The 17,894-nt window shown below is 71.7% G+C and carries 16 protein-coding genes; 9 read left to right on the top strand and 7 right to left on the bottom strand.

What is annotated here, in order from left to right; translation table 11 throughout:
- Positions 1-290 precede the first annotated feature (290 nt).
- From ACFZDC_RS12350 to ACFZDC_RS12335, 4 genes are read left to right on the top strand one after another with little or no spacing between them, the layout of a single operon-like run.
- Entirely contained in the window at positions 291-581 is a 291-nt protein-coding gene (locus ACFZDC_RS12350) for a hypothetical protein (RefSeq protein WP_391322874.1), read from the top strand.
- Positions 582-606: 25 nt separating this feature from the next.
- Complete coding sequence (locus ACFZDC_RS12345; protein WP_391322872.1) at positions 607-1,428, top strand: hypothetical protein; 822 nt, start codon at positions 607-609, stop codon at positions 1,426-1,428.
- 17 nt (positions 1,429-1,445) lie between these two features.
- The gene (locus ACFZDC_RS12340) at positions 1,446-3,416 is read left to right on the top strand and encodes a fumarate reductase/succinate dehydrogenase flavoprotein subunit (protein ID WP_391322870.1); all 1,971 of its coding nucleotides are present in this window, start codon (positions 1,446-1,448) and stop codon (positions 3,414-3,416) included.
- Positions 3,413-4,183: a succinate dehydrogenase/fumarate reductase iron-sulfur subunit gene (locus ACFZDC_RS12335; protein WP_391322868.1), complete on the top strand. Its 771-nt coding sequence runs from the start codon at positions 3,413-3,415 to the stop codon at positions 4,181-4,183. Before ACFZDC_RS12340 ends, ACFZDC_RS12335 begins: the two co-directional genes overlap by 4 nt.
- Positions 4,184-4,238: 55 nt before the next feature.
- Here ACFZDC_RS12335 and ACFZDC_RS12330 read toward each other — a convergent pair whose 3' ends face one another.
- The gene (locus ACFZDC_RS12330; RefSeq protein ID WP_391322866.1) at positions 4,239-5,570 is read right to left on the bottom strand and encodes a hypothetical protein; all 1,332 of its coding nucleotides are present in this window, start codon (positions 5,568-5,570) and stop codon (positions 4,239-4,241) included.
- A 188-nt stretch (positions 5,571-5,758) separates the two neighbouring features.
- Between ACFZDC_RS12330 and ACFZDC_RS12325 the strand changes: the two genes are divergently transcribed.
- Positions 5,759-7,255, top strand: coding sequence for a hypothetical protein (locus tag ACFZDC_RS12325; RefSeq protein WP_391322864.1), 1,497 nt, complete (start codon positions 5,759-5,761; stop codon positions 7,253-7,255).
- A gap of 27 nt (positions 7,256-7,282) precedes the next feature.
- Here ACFZDC_RS12325 and ACFZDC_RS12320 read toward each other — a convergent pair whose 3' ends face one another.
- The 6 genes from ACFZDC_RS12320 to ACFZDC_RS12295 all read right to left on the bottom strand — a co-directional run bounded on the left by ACFZDC_RS12320 (position 7,283) and on the right by ACFZDC_RS12295 (position 13,920).
- Complete coding sequence (locus ACFZDC_RS12320; protein ID WP_391322863.1) at positions 7,283-9,871, bottom strand: SpoIIE family protein phosphatase; 2,589 nt, start codon at positions 9,869-9,871, stop codon at positions 7,283-7,285.
- Between the two features lie 250 nt (positions 9,872-10,121).
- Complete coding sequence (locus ACFZDC_RS12315; RefSeq protein WP_391322861.1) at positions 10,122-10,550, bottom strand: ATP-binding protein; 429 nt, start codon at positions 10,548-10,550, stop codon at positions 10,122-10,124.
- A 120-nt stretch (positions 10,551-10,670) separates the two neighbouring features.
- Positions 10,671-11,159 carry an NUDIX domain-containing protein gene (locus ACFZDC_RS12310; RefSeq protein ID WP_391322858.1) on the bottom strand — a complete coding sequence of 163 codons (489 nt, stop codon included), beginning with the start codon at positions 11,157-11,159 and terminating at the stop codon, positions 10,671-10,673.
- Between the two features lie 29 nt (positions 11,160-11,188).
- On the bottom strand, positions 11,189-11,380 hold the full coding sequence (locus ACFZDC_RS12305) for an SPOR domain-containing protein (RefSeq protein WP_391322856.1): 192 nt from the start codon (positions 11,378-11,380) through the stop codon (positions 11,189-11,191).
- Between the two features lie 372 nt (positions 11,381-11,752).
- Complete coding sequence (locus ACFZDC_RS12300) at positions 11,753-12,505, bottom strand: GntR family transcriptional regulator (protein WP_391322854.1); 753 nt, start codon at positions 12,503-12,505, stop codon at positions 11,753-11,755.
- Between the two features lie 194 nt (positions 12,506-12,699).
- On the bottom strand, positions 12,700-13,920 hold the full coding sequence (locus ACFZDC_RS12295; protein ID WP_391322852.1) for a DUF4190 domain-containing protein: 1,221 nt from the start codon (positions 13,918-13,920) through the stop codon (positions 12,700-12,702).
- Between the two features lie 537 nt (positions 13,921-14,457).
- Between ACFZDC_RS12295 and ACFZDC_RS12290 the strand changes: the two genes are divergently transcribed.
- The 4 genes from ACFZDC_RS12290 (at position 14,458) to ACFZDC_RS12275 (ending at position 17,782) form a co-directional block, all read left to right on the top strand.
- Positions 14,458-15,138, top strand: coding sequence for a prenyltransferase/squalene oxidase repeat-containing protein (locus tag ACFZDC_RS12290; RefSeq protein WP_391322850.1), 681 nt, complete (start codon positions 14,458-14,460; stop codon positions 15,136-15,138).
- Positions 15,139-15,145: 7 nt separating this feature from the next.
- Positions 15,146-16,384 (top strand): MFS transporter, encoded by a 1,239-nt coding sequence (locus ACFZDC_RS12285; protein WP_391322848.1) that lies wholly within the window; start codon positions 15,146-15,148, stop codon positions 16,382-16,384.
- Entirely contained in the window at positions 16,381-17,307 is a 927-nt protein-coding gene (locus tag ACFZDC_RS12280) for an alcohol dehydrogenase catalytic domain-containing protein (RefSeq protein WP_391322846.1), read from the top strand. The genes ACFZDC_RS12285 and ACFZDC_RS12280 overlap by 4 nt, the downstream gene beginning before the upstream one ends.
- A gap of 127 nt (positions 17,308-17,434) precedes the next feature.
- A complete protein-coding gene (locus tag ACFZDC_RS12275; RefSeq protein ID WP_391322845.1) occupies positions 17,435-17,782 on the top strand; it encodes a helix-turn-helix domain-containing protein in 348 nt (115 codons plus the stop codon).
- The last annotated feature ends 112 nt before the right edge of the window (positions 17,783-17,894 follow it).

Here is a 17,894-nt window from a genome sequence, read left to right as displayed (position 1 = left end):
GGCTTTATGCTCACATATGTCGGCATACGAGGCTGATCACTTTTGGCGGTATATGGAGCTGATCAGATCTATGCACCCACTGAAGAGGAAAGGATCCGGCAACAGCGGGCGACACGGCGACGACGGACGGTAAGCCCACCCGTGCGGCGCAACACACCGAAAGTGCATCCGTACACCCTCGGCCAATCGGTGCACATCTCTTCACAGCACCAGGTGTGACGCGCAACACTCCAAGGCGCCTGAACGTTGCCGCCCAGGGCCCGCAGGACCCGTGGAAGTGAGGGCACGTCATGTCCGTGCACGACGAACTGACATCCGTCCAGCGCAGCCTCGACGACCTGTACCGGTCGCTCGGGCGCCTGGAGAAGCAATTCGGCAGCGGGGGCCTGGAGATGCGCCGGGTCCGGATGGACGCCGACCATCTGCGCGAGAGCCTCTCGCTGCTGCGGGAAGCGGCCAGCAGCCCGGCCGCCGCGAAGCGGCCCGACCTCGTCACCATCTCCGACACGCCGTACGACATCAGCCTGTGGACGGACTCGGACGACGAGGGTCTGGGCGCCCGCGACCGGCACGCCCCCTGAACCCCGACCCGACCGGAGTCCTCCGTTGGCCACTGGTACGGAACCTCAACAGAACAGCGGCGGTGTACGCACCGGTACACGCGCCGCGATCGCCGCACCGCATCTGCGGACCGACCGCTGGTGGCTGGCGCCCGCCGCCACCGCGGCCGGCCTGTTCGCCTTCGTCGTCTACTCGACGTGGCGGGCCTTCGCGAACGCGCACTACTACGCGGCGCCGTACGTCTCCCCCTTCTACTCGCCGTGCCTGGCGGAGAACTGCCGGACCATGCACGCGGGCCCGAACGCCGACCTGTTCGGCAGCTGGTGGGCCCTCTCCCCCGCGATCATCATCCTGATCTTCCCGCTCGGCTTCCGGCTGACCTGCTACTACTACCGCAAGGCGTACTACCGCAGCTTCTGGGCGTCCCCGCCCGCGTGCGCGGTGGCCGAGCCGCACCGCAAGTACACCGGCGAGACCCGTTTCCCGCTCGTCCTGCAGAACGTCCACCGGTACTTCTTCTACGCCGCCCTGCTGGTGGCCGGCGTGCTGACCTACGACACCGTGCTGTCCTTCCGAGACACGCACTACCACTGGGGCCACATGGGCCTCGGCACCCTCGTCTTCCTGGTCAACATCGTGCTGATCTGGGCGTACACGATCTCCTGCCACTCCTGCAGGCACATCGTCGGCGGCAAGCTCAAGCACTTCTCCAAGCATCCCGTGCGCTACCGGGCATGGCAGTTCGCCGGGAGGCTGAACGCCCGGCACATGCTGCTCGCCTGGGCGTCCCTGGTGAGCGTGGCACTCGCCGACTTCTACGTGTACCTGGTCGCGTCCGGCGTCTTCGACGATCCGCGGTTCTTCTAGATGAGTGGGGCTTTCTGATGTCCGTGGTGGACCGGCAGGAGTGGGACGTCGTCGTGGTCGGCGCGGGCGGCGCAGGGCTGCGGGCCGCGATCGAGGCGCGTGAGCGGGGCGCCCGTACGGCGGTGATCTGCAAGTCGCTGTTCGGCAAGGCGCACACCGTGATGGCCGAGGGCGGTATCGCGGCGGCCATGGCCAACGCCAACGAGCACGACAACTGGCAGGTCCACTTCCGCGACACGCTGCGCGGCGGCAAGTTCCTCAACCAGTGGCGGATGGCCGAGCTGCACGCGCAGGAGGCCCCGGACCGGGTGTGGGAGCTGGAGACCTGGGGCGCGCTGTTCGACCGTACGAAGGACGGCCGGATCTCGCAGCGCAACTTCGGTGGCCACGAGTACCCGCGGCTCGCGCACGTCGGCGACCGTACGGGCCTCGAGCTGATCCGGACCCTCCAGCAGAAGATCGTCGCGCTCCAGCAGGAGGACATGAAGGAGACCGGGGACTACGAGTCCCGGCTGAAGGTCTTCCAGGAGTGCACGGTCACGCGGATCCTCAAGGACGGCGAGCGAAGCGAGCGGGGGGTCCCCTCGGCCGAAGGCCGGGGCAGGGTCTCCGGCGTCTTCGCCTACGACCGCGAGACCGGCCGTTTCTTCGTCCTCGAGGCTCCTGCCGTGGTCGTGGCGACCGGCGGGATCGGCAAGTCCTTCAAGGTCACCTCGAACTCCTGGGAGTACACCGGCGACGGGCACGCGCTGGCGCTGCTCGCGGGCGCGCCCCTGCTGAACATGGAGTTCGTGCAGTTCCACCCGACCGGCATGGTCTGGCCGCCGTCGGTGAAGGGCATCCTCGTCACCGAGTCGGTCCGCGGTGACGGCGGGGTGCTCAGGAACTCCGAGGACAAGCGGTTCATGTTCGACTACATCCCGGACGTCTTCAAGGAGAAGTACGCGGAGTCGGAGGAGGAGGCCGACCGGTGGTACGACGACCCGGACAGCAACCGGCGGCCCCCGGAGCTGCTCCCGCGCGACGAGGTGGCCCGGGCGATCAACTCCGAGGTGAAGGCCGGCCGCGGCTCACCGCACGGCGGGGTCTTCCTGGACGTGTCGACCCGGATGCCGGCGGAGGTCATCCGGCGCCGGCTGCCCTCCATGTACCACCAGTTCAAGGAGCTGGCGGACGTCGACATCACGGCGGAGGCGATGGAGGTCGGACCCACCTGCCACTACGTGATGGGCGGCATCGCCGTCGAGTCCGACACGGCCGCCGCACGCGGGGTGCCCGGGCTGTACGCGGCCGGTGAGGTCGCGGGCGGCATGCACGGCTCCAACCGGCTCGGCGGCAACTCGCTCTCCGACCTGCTGGTGTTCGGGCGCCGGGCGGGCTGGCACGCGGCCGAGTACGCGCAGGGGCTGGCGCACCGGCGCCCGTCGGTCGACGACGCCCAGGTCAACACGGCCGCCGCGGAAGCCCTGCGGCCCTTCTCCGCGGAGACGGAGGGCGAGGAGGGACCGCCGGAGAACCCCTACACCCTGCACCAGGAACTCCAGCAGACCATGAACGACCTGGTCGGCATCATCCGCCGCGAGGGCGAGATGGAGCAGGCCCTGCACAAGCTGGCCGAGCTGCGGGTACGCGCCCGCCGGGCCGGAGTCGAGGGACACCGCCAGTTCAACCCGGGCTGGCATCTCGCCCTGGACCTCAGGAACATGCTGCTGGTCAGCGAGTGCGTGGCGCGGGCCGCGCTGGAGCGCACCGAGTCGCGCGGCGGGCACACCCGCGAGGACCATCCGACGATGGACCGCGGCTGGCGCAACGTGAACCTCCTGTGCACCCTCGCCGACCCCACCGGGGGCCTTGTGGCGACCGACCCCGCCCGGGGACAGATCCGCCTCACCCGGGAGACCACCGACCCCATCCGCCCGGACCTGCTCGCCCTCTTCGAGAAGGAGGAGCTGGTCAAGTACCTCGCCGAAGAGGAGCTGTACGAGTGAGCAGCTACGAGGCCCGCTTCAAGGTGTGGCGGGGTGATGCGCAGGGCGGTGGCCTGGAGGACTTCGAGGTCGAGGTCAACGACGGCGAGGTGGTGCTGGACATCGTCCACCGGCTCCAGGCGACCCAGGCGCCCGACCTCGCCGTGCGCTGGAACTGCAAGGCGGGCAAGTGCGGTTCGTGCTCGGCGGAGATCAACGGACGGCCGCGGCTGTTGTGCATGACCCGCATGTCGGTGTTCGACCGCGAGGAGATCATCACCGTCACACCCCTGCGCGCGTTCCCGGTGATCCGCGACCTGGTGACCGACGTCGGCTTCAACTACCAGAAGGCCAGGGAGGTCCCGGCGTTCGTGCCGCCGGCCGGACTCGGTCCCGGCGAGTACCGGATGATGCAGGAGGACGTGGACCGCTCCCAGGAGTTCCGCAAGTGCATCGAGTGCTTCCTGTGCCAGGACACCTGCCATGTGGTCCGCGACCACGAGGAGAACAAGCCGGCGTTCGCGGGCCCGCGCTTCCTGATGCGGGTGGCCGAGCTGGACATGCATCCGCTGGACGCGGCCGACGAGACCGGCCTGGACCGCAAGCGCACCGCCCAGGACGAGCACGGCCTCGGCTACTGCAACATCACCAAGTGCTGCACGGAGGTCTGCCCCGAGGGCATCAGGATCACGGACAACGCGCTGATCCCCTTGAAGGAGAAGGCCGTCGACCGCAAGTACGATCCGCTGGTGTGGCTGGGCTCGAAGATCAGACGGCGGTCTTCGTAGACGGCGCGGGGGTACGGCCGCAGCGCTGGGCGAGCATCTGAACGCCCCCCGGGCACTACCGCTGTGCCCAGTCCTTGCGGTAGGCGCTCCAGTCGCCCTCCGTCGCCGCGAAGTCCACGTACAGGGCGACGCCGAAGCGGGTGCGGTCGGCGTCGGTGCGGGACAGGCCCAGGCGGACGCCGCGCACGGCGGCCGGGACGGTCTCCGCGTGGGCCCAGTGGCCGAAGCGGTTCTCGTGGTAGAAGGGCAGGCCCATCAGGAGGTCGGTGGTCTCCGGGGTGACCTCCAGCGCCAGGCCGGTCTGCTGGGCCACGTAACCGCCGTACAGGCTCTGCAACGGCTGCATGGTGTCGTACGACATGACGGCGATCTGGTCCACGCGGCGGGCGACCTGCCCGAAGTAGGCCTGCGACCACCACTTGGGGTGGCCGGTGGTCGCGCCCCAGAAGGAGTGGAACGCGGGCAGCGGGTCGATCTGGTGGGCCGCGACGGACAGCAGGGCGTGGTGCGCGTGGGTGAGGGCGCGCAGGTCGTCCAGGAGGGAGAGGTAGTCGCGGTCGCCGGAGTGGAGGGGCTCCAGGTCGAAGTGGGCGCCCTCGAAGCCGGTGGCGAGGATCCGGCGAGTGGCGGCGACGACGGCCGTGCGGGTGGCGGCGCGGTCCAGGTGCAGCCCGTCGGGGCTCTCACTGGCCAGCTTGTCGCCGAGCCAGGCCTGGACGCGGACGCCCGGTGCTGCGCGGTGCAGGGCCGGTATCAGCCAACCTGCCCTGCTGTAGGCCGACTTCGGGAGGGTTCCGTCGTGCTCCAAGGGGCCGGCGTGGACGTACAGGTCGCGGATGCCGGTGCCTTCCAGGCGGCGGGCGAGGGCGGTCACGTCCGCGTCGGTCTTGCGGCCGTCGACCCAGGCGTGGCCCAGCCAGAGGGCGTCCCTGTGGCGCGTGCGGGTGCCTGGTGCGGGGTCGCCGGTGTAGGTGAGGCGGAGGGCCGTTTCCGCGCCGAGGAGGGGCAGGAGCAGGAGGAGCAGTGCGGCGGCGATGAAGGCGCGGCGGCGTCGGGGGCGTCTCGGCCCGGCTCCGCCGTCGCCTTTCGCTTTCCCACCGGCGCCCGCCGTGCGCCGTTCGCCGTCGGGCGCGGGTGGCTCCGATGGGCGGTGCTCGCCGTCGGCGGGTACGGGATGCCCCGGCGGCGGGTTCTCGCCCTCAGCAGGTACGGGATGCCCCGGCGGCGGGTTCTCGCCCTCAGCGGGTGTGAGAAGCCCCGGTGGAGGGTTCTCGCCCTCGCGGGGGGCGGCCGGCCGCCGGGAGGCGGTCTCTGTGGTGGCCGGTGCCGGATCGGGTGGCGTCCGCTGCTCCGGCTCCGGTCGCCGGTCGTCTCGTTCCGTGTCCATCGCGCCCCCCTGTCCCTCTGTTCCCCCAGCCGTATCCGCCCCACTCGCGGAGCCGCCTACCTGCCCATACCCTCCAAAATGTGACGTCCTCCCTGATCCGGGGCCGGCCCCGGCGTGCCTCCCCCAAGTCGGCTTCGCCCGAACAGGGGGGACCCCCATCGCACATACGCGTGCGGGTGGTGCATGCCGTGGTGGGTGCGCTCGTCGGGGTCGGGTGGCTGGTGTTGCCGGTGATGACGGCCGGTGACGGTGATCCGGTTCCCGTCTCCCCGGCGGTGCCCGCCGCGAGTGCCGCCGCGCCGCATCAGGACGAGACGTCCGCGACCGACCTCGTGCTGCCCCTCGCCGTCCTCGGCGCTGCCGGGGCACTGGCGGGGTACGGGTACCTGCGGCGCACCCGGCGGGCCCGGACCCGGACGACGCCGGGCGTGGTGTCGGCGGCACCGCCCGTGCCCACCTCGCGCGAGACCGAACGGCAGGCCCGGGCCGCGCTGGTGCTGGCCGACGACTGTGCGCGCGGCAGTGAGGAGGAACTCTCCTTCGCCCAGGAGCTGTTCGGGGCAGCAGCGGTCGAACCGTTCGCGCATGCCCTGCGGGCCGCGCGGACCGAGCTTTCGGCCGCGTTCGCGATATGGCGGCGGTACGAGGAGGGCGTTCCGGGGGACGAGGGTGCCAGGCGGCAGGCGCTGGTGGGGGTGATCGGGCGGTGCGCGGAGGCGGGGCGGCGGCTGGACGCCGAGGCGGCGGAGCTGGACCGGCTGCGGGGGCTGGAGCAGGGGGTGGGCGAGGCACTGGAGGTCGCCGAGCGACGGTTCCGGGAGCTGACCGCACGCACGGCGGCGGCCCAGGCCACGGCGGCGGGGCTGCACGAGCGGTACGCGCCCTCGGCGGGCACCCCCGTCACCGGATACGTCGAACAGGCCAAGGACCGGCTGGTGTTCGCCACCTCACAGCTCAACGACGCACGTCAGGCCGCCGATTCGGGTGACGGGGCGCGGGCGGCCCGGCATCTGCGCGCCGCCGAGGGCGGTGTGATCCAGGCGGGGGTTCTCGTGGGCGGGGTCGAGCGGCTCGCGGCGGAGCTGCGGGAGGCGGCCGGTCTGGTGCCGACCGCGCTGACCGGCGGGGAGGCGGAGATCGCCGAGGCGCGGAAGGACGGTGGGCGAACGCCCCTGGCCACGGGCGAGCTGCATGCCCGGCTCGCCCATGCCGACGGCGTGCTGGCCGCCGTACGCGCGGAGCTGATCGGTGGGCCGTACGACCCGTTGGACGCACTGCGGCGCATCGCACGGGCCGTGGAGCGGCTGGAGGTGGGGCGCAGCGGAGTGGTGGAGGCGGCCGCGCTGCTGGTGGCGCGCAGCGCGGTCGGCGGGGCGCAGGACTTCGTCGCCGTGCACCGCGGTGCGGTGGGTGCGCACGCGCGGGCACGGCTGGCGCAGGCGGTACGGGCACTGGGCTCGGGCGCCGGCCGTGACGCCGAGGCGGACGTACTGGCCGGACAGGCCCGTGAACTGGCCGAACGGGATGTGCGGGTCCACGGAAACCCCTACGCCGAAACGGCCGGCCACGCCGCCGGGTTGTCCGGCGCCGTCCTCGGCGGAATCCTGCTGACCGAGGAACCGGACGCGGGCCCGCCGGTGAGCTTCGGCGGCCCGGAAACACGAGGACGGCGCCGCCTTCGCTAGGTCCCTGTCGTCCGGGCGGCCGGTTGTTCAGAAGAGGCTGAGGAGTGCCTCCGCCGGGTCCGTCAGGCCGGTCTCGCCGCCGGGGAGCGGGAGTTCGAACCAGACCGTCTTGCCGCGCGGCGTACGGCGGGAGCCCCAGGCCGCGCTGAGCAGGCCGACCAGTTGCAGGCCCCGGCCCCCCTCGTCCGTGTCACGGGCGCGCCGGCGCCGCGGCTGGACGAGGCCGGCGTCCCAGACCTCGCAGACCAGCGTGCGGTCCAGCAGCAGTCTCAGCCTTATCTCGCCCTCCCCGTACCGCAGCGCGTTGGTGACCAGTTCGCTGACCAGCAGCTCCGTCGTGTCGACCAGGGGCTCCAGATCCCAGCTGACCAGCTGCGCACGGGCGTACTCACGCGCCCGCCCCACACTGCGCGGCTCGCGCGGCAGCGTCCAGTCGCCGACGGAATCGGCGGGCAGGCCCTGGACACGGGCCATCAGCAGGGCGATGTCGTCCTCGCCGTGGTGGGTGTCGAGGGTGCTGAGGACGTGGTCGCAGACGTCCTCCAGGGGACGGGTGGGGTCCGTGAGGGCCCCTACGAACGCCTGGAGGCCCTCGTCCAGCGGGTGGTCGCGGGATTCGACCAGGCCGTCCGTGTAGAGGGCGAGCAGGGCACCCTCCGGGAGTTCGACCTCGACCTCCTCGAAGGGCTCGCCGCCCACGCCCAGCGGCATCCCCGGCGGGACGTCGAGCATGAGGGCCGCCTCGCCGGGTTCCACCAGCACCGGGGGCAGATGGCCGGCGTTGGCGAACGTACAGCGCCTGGTGACGGAGTCGTAGACGGCGTACACACAGGTCGCCAGGTAGACCTCGGAGAGGTCGGCGTCGCGCGGCTGGCGGGCCGCGCGGGTGGCCTGCTGGACGCCGCCGGGGGTGCCGAGGCCACGGGCGATCTCGTCCAGCGCGGAGAGCACTTCGGCAGGTTCGAGGTCGAGCAACGCCAGCGTGCGGACCGCCGTACGGAGTTCACCCATCGCCACCGCCGCGCGCAGCCCCCGCCCCATGACGTCCCCCACCACCAACGCCGTGCGGTGGCCCGGGAGTTCGATGACGTCGAACCAGTCGCCGCCGACCTCGGTGGCCGCGTTGCCGGGCAGGTAGCGGCAGGCGATGTCCAGCCCGGAGGCCTCGGGATCGCCGGGCGGGAGCAGGGACCGTTGCAGTATCAGGGCGCGTTCGTGTTCACGGCGGTACAGCCGGGCGTTGTCGATGCAGACGGCGGCCCGTGCCGCCAGTTCGACCGCGAGGGCCCGGTCGCGGTCGCCGAACGGCTCGCTGCCCTTGGTGCGGGAGAACTGGGCAAGTCCTACGACGGTGTCGTGGGCTACCATCGGCACGGCCAGCGTGGACTGCACGAGGCCGCCGTCCTCAGCGGGTACGTGCCGCGGCCGGGCGGTGCGCAGGGCGTCCGCGCAGGGCGAGTTGAACGGGAAGTGGTGGACCGCGCCGACCGCGACGGACTCTCCCGAGCCGCTGAAGGGCGCGTCCGAAACGGCACTCGCGAAGGCGACCCGGCGCAGTTCCGCGCTGCCGTCGGCGAGGCCGGGCGGGGTCTCGTCACCGATGAGCAGGCCCTGGTACAGGTCGACGGTGGCGAGGTCGCAGAAGCCCGGCACGACCACGTCGAGGAGTTCGCGCGCGGTGGTCTCCAGGTCCAGGGAGTTCCCTATGCGGGCGCCGGCCTCGTTGAGCAGGGCGAGGTTGCGCCGGGCGGCCGCCGCCTCGCGGGCGGCGGCGCGACGGGCGGTGATGTCGGTGCCGAGCCAGGCGATACCGATGGGCCGGCCGCTGCCGCTCTGCACACGGTAGAGGTTGACGGACCAGTGCCGGCGCTCCTCGGAGCCGGGGACGAAGCCCGTGACATGCATGTCGGTGATGGAGTCGCCGCTGTCCAGCACCCGGCGCAGGGTGGCCGAAACCCGCTCGGCCTCACCGCGCGGCAGATAGTCGTGAACTCCCTTGCCGCGGTGGTCGTCCGGGGTTCCGCCGAAGATGGAGGCGAAGCGCATGTTGGCGCGGCGCACTCTGAGGTCGGTGTCGATCAGCAGGAAGCCGAACGGGGATTGACCGAATATCGCCTGCGAGGCGGCGAGGTCGGTCTCGATGCTGCGCAGGGTGCGGACGTCCACGACGATACAGACGGCGGCCTTGTCGCCCTCGGCGGTCCGGGTGGGCATGACGTAGACCTCGGCGAGCCCCTCGTCGCCGCGCCTCCCGTCCGGCGTGTCGGGCATCCGGAAGGGAACCACCCCGGTCCATTCCCGCCCGTCGAGGATCTCGGCCATCTTGCGCTGGCCGCGCTCGCGGAGATCGGGGTCGACGAAGGCCTCGATGGGGTCCATGCCGACGGCGCGTTCGGCGGGGATACCGAAGAGCTGCTCGGCGCGCAGGCTCCACTGGTCCACCAGTCCACCGGGGTTGATGGCGAAGGAGGCGACCTTGATGTAGTCGTACATCGAGCCGGGCGGGCTGCTCTGCCACAGGGCGTCGCCGGGTGCCGCGGCAGCCTCCGCGGCCTGGCCCCTCGCGCCGTCCGACGGGTCCTCGGACTCCGTGGCCTTCGCTGGTATCTCGCTCACGCGAACCGTCCCCTCCAGCTCACCGCGCCCGGCACCGGTCACCGGGGGCGGCTGCCCGCAGTATCCAGCACTACGGCGCCGCACGACACGGTGTTCACGATCACAGCTCGGTCCAGGCGTTTTTCGGACCGGGCTGCGACAACACTTCCTGTCTTCTAACCAGGGAACACGCCCTCGAACCACCCGCCGTCGCCCCCATCGCGGACCCGGACCGCACGGTGGACGGCGCGCGAGGGGATGTACACCGGGTTCACCCGGGCACCGCCAGTTCGAACCAGACGGTCTTTCCGGTGCCGCCGGTCCGGGTGCCCCAGCGGAGCGAGGAGCCCGCGACCAGTTGCAGGCCGCGGCCGTTCTCGTCCTCGGCCTGGGCGACGCGTTCGCGCGGCGGGTCCGGGAGCGGGTCGGAGACCTCGACCAGCAGGGCGCCGTCGATGCCGACGGCGCGTACGAGCCGTACACCGATGGGGCCGGGGGCGTACCGCAGGGAGTTCGTCACCAACTCGCTGACCAGCAGCGCGGCGAGGTCGGCGAGGCAGTCGAGGTGCCAGCCGTGCAACTGGCCGCGGACCGCGGCGCGGGCGCTGCGCACGGCTCCCGGTTCCGCGGGAAAGGTCCACTCGGCGCAGTCGCCTTCGGTGTCGATCACGCCGATCACTTCCCAGGCCAGCAAGCCCACCCATGTCCGGTTTCATGGGGTTAATGGGGACATACCCGGTATCCGGGAGGCATTACCGCGTGGGAGGGCGCACTGTGGCACGAACGGCGTACGGCGCACTCCGCGGGGGGAGCCGCCCGTCTAAGAGCCCGGGTGGTGCGGGTGTCGTGCGGCCGCGGGTCCGTCTCGGTCGATCGCGCGGTTCCCCGCGCCCCTTGCGGGGCTGTGCCGCGCACCCGATCGGGCAGCCACTTCCCGGACCGCCGGGACATCTTGGTCGAGCCAGTCGACCTCCCAGATCCGGTCGGGGGTCAGCCAGCGCAGTTCGTCGTGGTCCTGGAGGGCCTGGGGGGCGGCGGAGCCGGGGCGCAGGCGGGCGGTCCACACCTGCAGGACGTACGGGGACCTCAGGGGCCACTCCCCCGGCACCCGCTCGACCGGCTCGGCGTCGATGCCGAGTTCCTCGCGCAGTTCGCGCACCAGGGCGTCCTCGGGCCGCTCGCCGGTCTCGACCTTGCCGCCGGGCAGCTCCCAGCGGCCGGCCAGCTCGGCAGGCGCGCTGCGGCGGGCGGCGAGCAGCCGGCCGGCGTCGAGCAGAGCGGCCCCCACCACCACGATCCGTTCGGTCATGGGCGGAGCCTACGTGAGGGCGCCGAGGGTCAGTTGTGGGCGCCGTCCCCGTTCTGGCCGATGCGCTCGACCCAGTAGAGCTGTCTGTGGCCGGGGCCGTCGAGGCTGTCGGCGATCTTCTGGGCCTCGGCCCGGGTCGCGTACCGTCCCACGCGGTAGCGATTGCCGTTGTCGTCCTGCCGTATCACGATCCAGGGCAGGGAGACCGTGCCCTCACTCATCGCCCCCACCGTTCCTTCTCGCACCGCCCCGCCCTCCCCCATGTTCCACTGCGCTCGCGCGGGGGGACCCCCGTCCCGCCTCGGGTCCCCGCCGTGCCCCGCCTGAGGAAACCGCAATCCGCATATGCCCGAGCGTACGCCCTGCCTTCACGGAGCGAATACGCCTTTTCACAAAGAGGTACGCAACCAGCCAGAACGCGGGGGGCGCACGGTGCCGAACGCGCCGTCCCACGCGCCCATGTCGTGGGACGGGGGCACACCGGGCAGAACCGGGACCACCTGGGAACACGGCCGGATTGCAGCGGACCGCCCGGGGTTGGGCACCGGTCGTGCGGCGCGAGCGCCCGCCCGCTCGGCGTACCGGGGTGTGCGCTACTTCACGGGCAGGTGGTACGCGACCCGGTAGCGGTCGGCCGGGATGACGACATCGGCGGTCTCCACCGGGCGGCCCGAGGCGTAGTAGGTGCGCTGGACGACGATGACCACATGCCCGGGGACGCCGCCCAAGACATGCAGTTCCTCGGCGAGGCCGGGGCGGGCGCCGACCTCCTCGGTGACGTTGTCCACGATGACGTCGATCGCCCGCATGCGCTCGACGACGCCCATGCCGCCGAGCGGGCCCTCCTCGGGCAGCATCACGGGCGTGCGGCCGGTGACGGCGAGGGGTTCCCAGGAGGTGGAGAGCATCATCGGCTCGCCCGCCTCCCGGAACAGGTACTTGGTGCGCATGACCCGTTCGCCCGGCTCGATGGCGAGCCGCTCGGCGACGGCGGCGCCGGCCTCGGCCTGCTCGCTGCTGGACTCCCAGGTGCCGCGCACCGAGGCGTCGGCCTGTTCCTGCCGGAAGGCCGTGGCGCCACCGGACGGACGGAACCCGGAGCGGGCCACGGGCCGGGGCACCGGCCGCTCGCGCACATAGGTCCCCGATCCGGAGCGGCCCTCGACCAGCCCCTCGGCCATGAGCACCTTGCGGGCCTCCAGCGCGACCGTGTCGGAGACGCCGTACTCCTCGCGAATGCGGGCTTGGGAGGGCAGCCGGGTGTGGGGCGGCAGTGAACCGTCGACGATCTTCTTGCGGAGATCACCCGCGACACGCAAGTACGCCGGCTGCTCACCGAAAGTCACTGGCCGCTCCCATCAGGTTGTACAGACAGCAACAGCCTGGCAACCGTGGGTTGTGCCGTGCAAGCAAAGGCCAGAGAATCACTCGATGTGATGACATGGGGCCGGGGTGGGCTTTACCCAGGCGCTTTCTCCCCGCTACGGCCCCGGCCACACCTCGCCGTGATCACACTTTTGGGGTGCACACCCCTCTTGCATCACACCGCCATGCCGCTCCCGCTGCCGCCGGTGTCATCCGTGCCGCCGTCGCCACCCGCGCCGCGGTCGTCGGCGGGCGGGGAGGTCGCCAGGCCCAGGGCCTTGCGCATGGGGACCGCCTCCCTCGGGTCGAGCAGTTCGAGGCCGACGTCGTAGTGCTCGTAGAAGGCGTCCGCGTCCTTCGCCTTCGCGGCCTTCGCCCACTCGGCGCGTGCCCCGTCCAGGTCGGCCCCCAGGGCCGCGACCGGCTTGCGGGCGCCGGCGGGCCACTCGTGGCCGCGCAGCAACCGGGCCTGCTCGGCCAGCGCGGCCGTCATCCGGCCCGCCCACTCCTTGTGCCCCGGCAGGTCGTCCTCGACGTACTCCGTGTCCGGGGCGGTGGCGAGAGCCGCGTTGAGGACATGAGCGGCCTTCAGATACGCGACCTGGTCGGCGTCGAGGACAGTCTCGTCGTTGCGCAGCGAGCCGGTGAGGTCGCCGCCCTCGGTCACATTGCCGAACACACAGGTGACCTCCCGGTCCCCGGCCGACCAACTGTCCTCGGTGGGCGTGAGGTAGTACACGTCGACGTCGTCGGGCACGGCCCAGTTGTCCATCGCGTAGGCGTCCTGGAGACCGTAGCAGCGCTCGTCCGCGGGGCCGCCGACCGAGGCGGCACCGGGGTAGGCCCCGCCCTTCAGCCGGAACGAGGCGAACACCTCGCCGTCGTGCTCGCCCGAGCAGGGCACCTCGTCGAGGTCGTACGTCTCCCCGCTGAGCCTCCCGCCGGGCGCGTCGAAGCACTCGCCCTTGACCAGCGAGATGCTCGCGCCGTCGCGCGCGCCCTCCTTCAAGCCCTCCCAGAAGTCCGAGGCGCCGCCCGTGGCGAGCACGAGTGCCCACAGCGCGAGCCCGATCCCGGACAGCACCGAGCCGCCGACCGCCAGTCCCGCGCCGCGCTCGCCCCGCCGGCGGATCTGCCCGAACGCCACCAGACCGAGCACCAGCCCCACACCCGGCAGGCAGCACAGCACGCCGAGCACCAGGGAGGTGATGGCGAGACCGTTGACCGGCGCGGGCTGGTTGTGGGGGCTGTACCCCTGCGTCCACGGCTGGTACGGCTCGTAAGGGGTCTGCGGACCCTGCGGGTACACCGGCGGTCCGTACGGCCCCTGCGGGTACTGCCGGGGTGCCTGGTACGGCTCTTGTGGCTGGTGGGGGCCGGGTGGGGGTATGGACACCGGTAGCGTGCTCCTGGGTCGGGCGGCGGCAACGCGGAACCGGCGAGCGCCGGGGGCTGGACTGACGTACGACTGGGCGCATGGTAAGCGGGGCCCGAGTCGGGGCGGAATGAGGGCGGAAGCCCGGGCGGAAAGCCGGATGGGGAGCGCCGCCGTACGGGGGGAGGTGAACGGGCTCACCGCACGGTGGGCGCGGCAGTCCCCGAGGGCACGGTCTTCTCGGCGGCCGGCGTCTTGCCGTTGCCGGCTTTCCTCGCGGACGGGAGACGGGGGCCGCGCGCGCGGTCGTCGCCGCTGACTCCGCCGTCGCCGACGATGTGCCCGTCGGCGGTTTCAGTGCGGGGGTGATCTCCACCCCAGGCGGCCCCCGCCAGGCCCCGTCGGGCCCCTGACGCCGCCGTTCACCCCAACTCCCTTTCGTGTCAGCGTCATTGCACTGCGACGTCTGCTACGCTCCCCATACTTCGAATTTCTACGAACAACGAATCTGGGGGAACGGGTGCCCGACCCACGTGCTCCGGATCCAAAAGGAACCCCGTGACCAGTCCTCCTTCGCTCCGCACCTTCGTCCGGGAACACGTCTTGGACGAAGAGGCCCACGTCCTGGCCGTGCTCGGCCGGGACTCCACCGATGTGATCACCCCCCGACCGCACTTTCCGACCGGACGACACCGAACTGGCACGCCAACTTCTCGGCCCGCTCAAGGAGTTCACGGAGCCGGACCTGCCGGGCTTCCGCGAGCTGCTCGACGTCACCGGCGCACCCCACCCGATCGGCACGGGTTCGGCATCACACCCGGCTTCCCCTGCGACACCTGGCACTCCCACCTCGCCACCCTGACACTCGTCGCCCTGGGCGCCCGCCCCGAGCGGGAAGACGACCTGGTGGCCTACCTGCTCGCCTGCCGCAATCAGGACGGCGGCTACGGCAACCGGCCCGGCTCCCCGTCCGACACCTTCGCCGCCTTCCGTGCGACCGGCGGCCCTGATCGCGCTCGGCCTGCGCCCGCCGCACTCCGACGAGACCGTGCGGTGGCTGCGCGGCCTGCAGAAGACCGACACCGCGGCCTGCGTCCGGTTGCATCACCGGCTGCCAGAGCGTCGACGGAGGGTTCTCCCGCGTACCCGGCGCCCCCTCGGAGACCACCGACGAAGGATTCATCGCAATACAGGCACTACACATGCTCGAAGGGAAGCTCAATCGCTCCTGGGCGGTGATGATGGCATGACCACTACCTCACCCAATTCCTCCACCGTCGGCGTGACGCCGACGCAGCCTCCGGCCGCCCGCTCCTCGCGGACCGTCGCCTTCCTCGCGTTCGCCACGATGTTCGTCATCGGGACGGACACCTTCCTCGTCGCTCCCCTGCTGCCGACGCTGACCCGGGCCTTCGACGTCACCCCCGACGTCTCGGGCTGGATGGTCAGCGCCTACGCCTTGGGCTACGCCGTCTTCGCCCTGATCGCGGGGCCGATCTCGGACGGGCGGGACCGGCGCCAGGTGCTGCTGACCGGGTTGACCGGGTTCATCGTCATGACCGCGCTGTGCGGATGCGCGCAGGGGTTCTGGACGATGATCCTCTTCCGGTTTCTCGCTGGTGTGAGCGCCGCGTTCGTCTCCCCGCAGATCTGGGCGTCCATCCCGGTGCTGGTGAAACCCCAGGAGATCGTCCGGACCATGGGCTTCGCCACTGCAGGGCTGTCGATCGCGCAGTTCGCCGGCATCCCGCTCGGCAGCTGGCTCGCCGCAGGCTCCTGGCACCTGCCCTTCTGGGCCATCGGCGGTCTCTCGGTGGCGCTGTGGCTGCTGCTCGCCCGCCTCCTCCCCTCGGTGCCCGGCCGACCCGGCGCGGCCGGCGGAGCGACGGCCATCCTCGGCACGTACAAAACGGTGCTGGGAACCGGCCGGTTGCGCTGGTACCTGCTGGGCTACCTCGTCTTCCAGACCGGCAACTTCGAGGCGATCTCCTTCTTCGGATCCTGGTTCACCAAGGACTTCGGGCTGAACGTCGCCTCCATCGGCACCGCGATGATGGCGGTGGGCGCGGGCAACGTGATCGGCTCCCTGTTCGGCAGCCGCCTGGTCGCACGCCTGGGCCTGTACCGGTCCCTGCTGACCGGTGTGCTGACCATGGCCGTCCTGTACTGTCTGGTCCCGCTCGCCCCGAACCTGGCGGTCGCGCTGACGCTGCTGGCACTGGTGATGATGGTCGGCGGGTGCGTCTTCCCGGTCTTCATGAGCATCCTGCAGTCGCAGACCGAAACCGCCCGAGGCACCGTCTCCTCGCTCTCCAACTCCGCGATGTACGTGGGCACCACCGTCGGCGGCGCCGTCGGAGGGGTGCTCCTCGGCGACGTCACAGGGTTCTTTGGGGTGGCCGGGTTCACCGTCGCCGCCTATCTGGTCTCGCTCTGCGTGTACGCGGCAGCCGGCGCCTTCGGCAAGCGGGAGGCGAACGCGTGAGCACCGCCGTCCTCTTCGACCGGTACGGGGACCCCGGGGTCCTGTACCCGGCCGAGGTGCCCGATCCCGTCGCCGGGCCCGGCCAGGTGGTCGTCCAGCACACCGCGATCGGGATCAACCCGATCGACTGGAAGATCCTCTCCGGCGAAGTCCGCGAGCACGTCCCGATGGACCTGCCCGGCGGCTGCCTCGGCGTCGAGGCGGCGGGCGTAGTCGTGGAGGTCGGCGCCGGAGTGCATCGCTTCCGGGCCGGCGACCGTGTCATCCGGCACGGTCGGCCCGGCGCGTTCCGGGAGTACGAAGCCGTGGCGGCCTCGCAGGAGGCCGACGAACTCACCCTCTGCCCCGACCGCTTCCCCGACGAACAGGCCGCCGTCCTGCCGGTGGCCGCCGGCACCGCATACTCGGCCCTGCGCCGAGTGGGGCTGCGGCCCGGGGAACGGCTGCTGGTGCAGGGCGCCTCCGGCGGCGTGGGCCTGGCCGTGGTGCAACTCGCCCTGCTGCTGGGCGCGGGCGAGGTAGTCGGCACCGCGTCGCCCTCCCGCCACAGCCTGGTGCGCGCCGCGGGGGCGACCCCGGTTGCGCACGGTGAGGGGTTGTCGCAACGCCTTGTGGAACACGCGCCGTTCCATGCCTCGGTCGACTGCGCGGGCGGCCCGGAGCCCACCGAGACGGCTGTCCGGCTCGTCGCGGGCGCCACCCGCCGGGTCACGATCGTCCCGGACCCCGCGGCCCACGCGCGCGGGGTCCCCTTCCTGGAGCATCTCCCGCTGGAGCTGGCGAGCACCCTCGCCCTGATCGGCACAGCCCCGTTCGAGCTGCCTGTGGCCGCCCGCTACCCGCTGACGCAGGCCGACGAGGCACTTGCGCACTCCCTGCGGGGCAGCGTCGGCGGGAAGCTTGTGCTGGTGCCCGGGGGGTGAGCGCGTATCCGGGCAAGGAGGCCCCTCGATTCTTCTATAATCGTAGAACTTTGAATCTGCCTGTCGGGCCTGCAGGCACTCGCCGGGAAGGCGCGGCCCTGGTGCCGACCACGCGAAGGAGGTCATCATGCGCAGCCCGCTCTACCACCCCGACCGGTCCGAGTTCTCCCTGGATCGGGTGCTGCACGCGCTCAGTGACCCCATCCGCCGGGACATCGCGCGCGTGATGTTCCTGGAAGGCTCCCGCTCCTGCGGTCAACTCGTCTACCCGATCGCCAAGTCGACGCTCTCGCACCACCTGAAGGTGCTGCGCGAGTCCGGTGTCATGCACACCGAGGTCCGGGGCACGACCCGGATCATCACCCTGCGCCGCGACGACCTCGAGGCCCGGTTCCCCGGGCTTCTCGACGCCACGCAGATCACCCGTCCCGCGCCGGCGACGGAACCGGTTGGCGCGGGCGCGGCCTCCGCCTGAGGGAACCTCTCCGGCCCCAGGGCTTGATCAAGTTCCGTTGAGGTCGGGCTTGTAGGTGATGCCCAGGATGGGGAGGGCCCGTTCGGGTTGGTCGCGGATGGCGCGGGTGGTC

Origin of the sequence: Streptomyces sp. NPDC007905, assembly GCF_042959345.1 — a bacterium.
In the GTDB taxonomy this organism is placed as follows: Bacteria; Actinomycetota; Actinomycetes; order Streptomycetales; family Streptomycetaceae; genus Streptomyces.
Note: the sequence above shows the minus strand (reverse complement) of the source record. Positions and strands in the feature narration are given on the sequence as shown.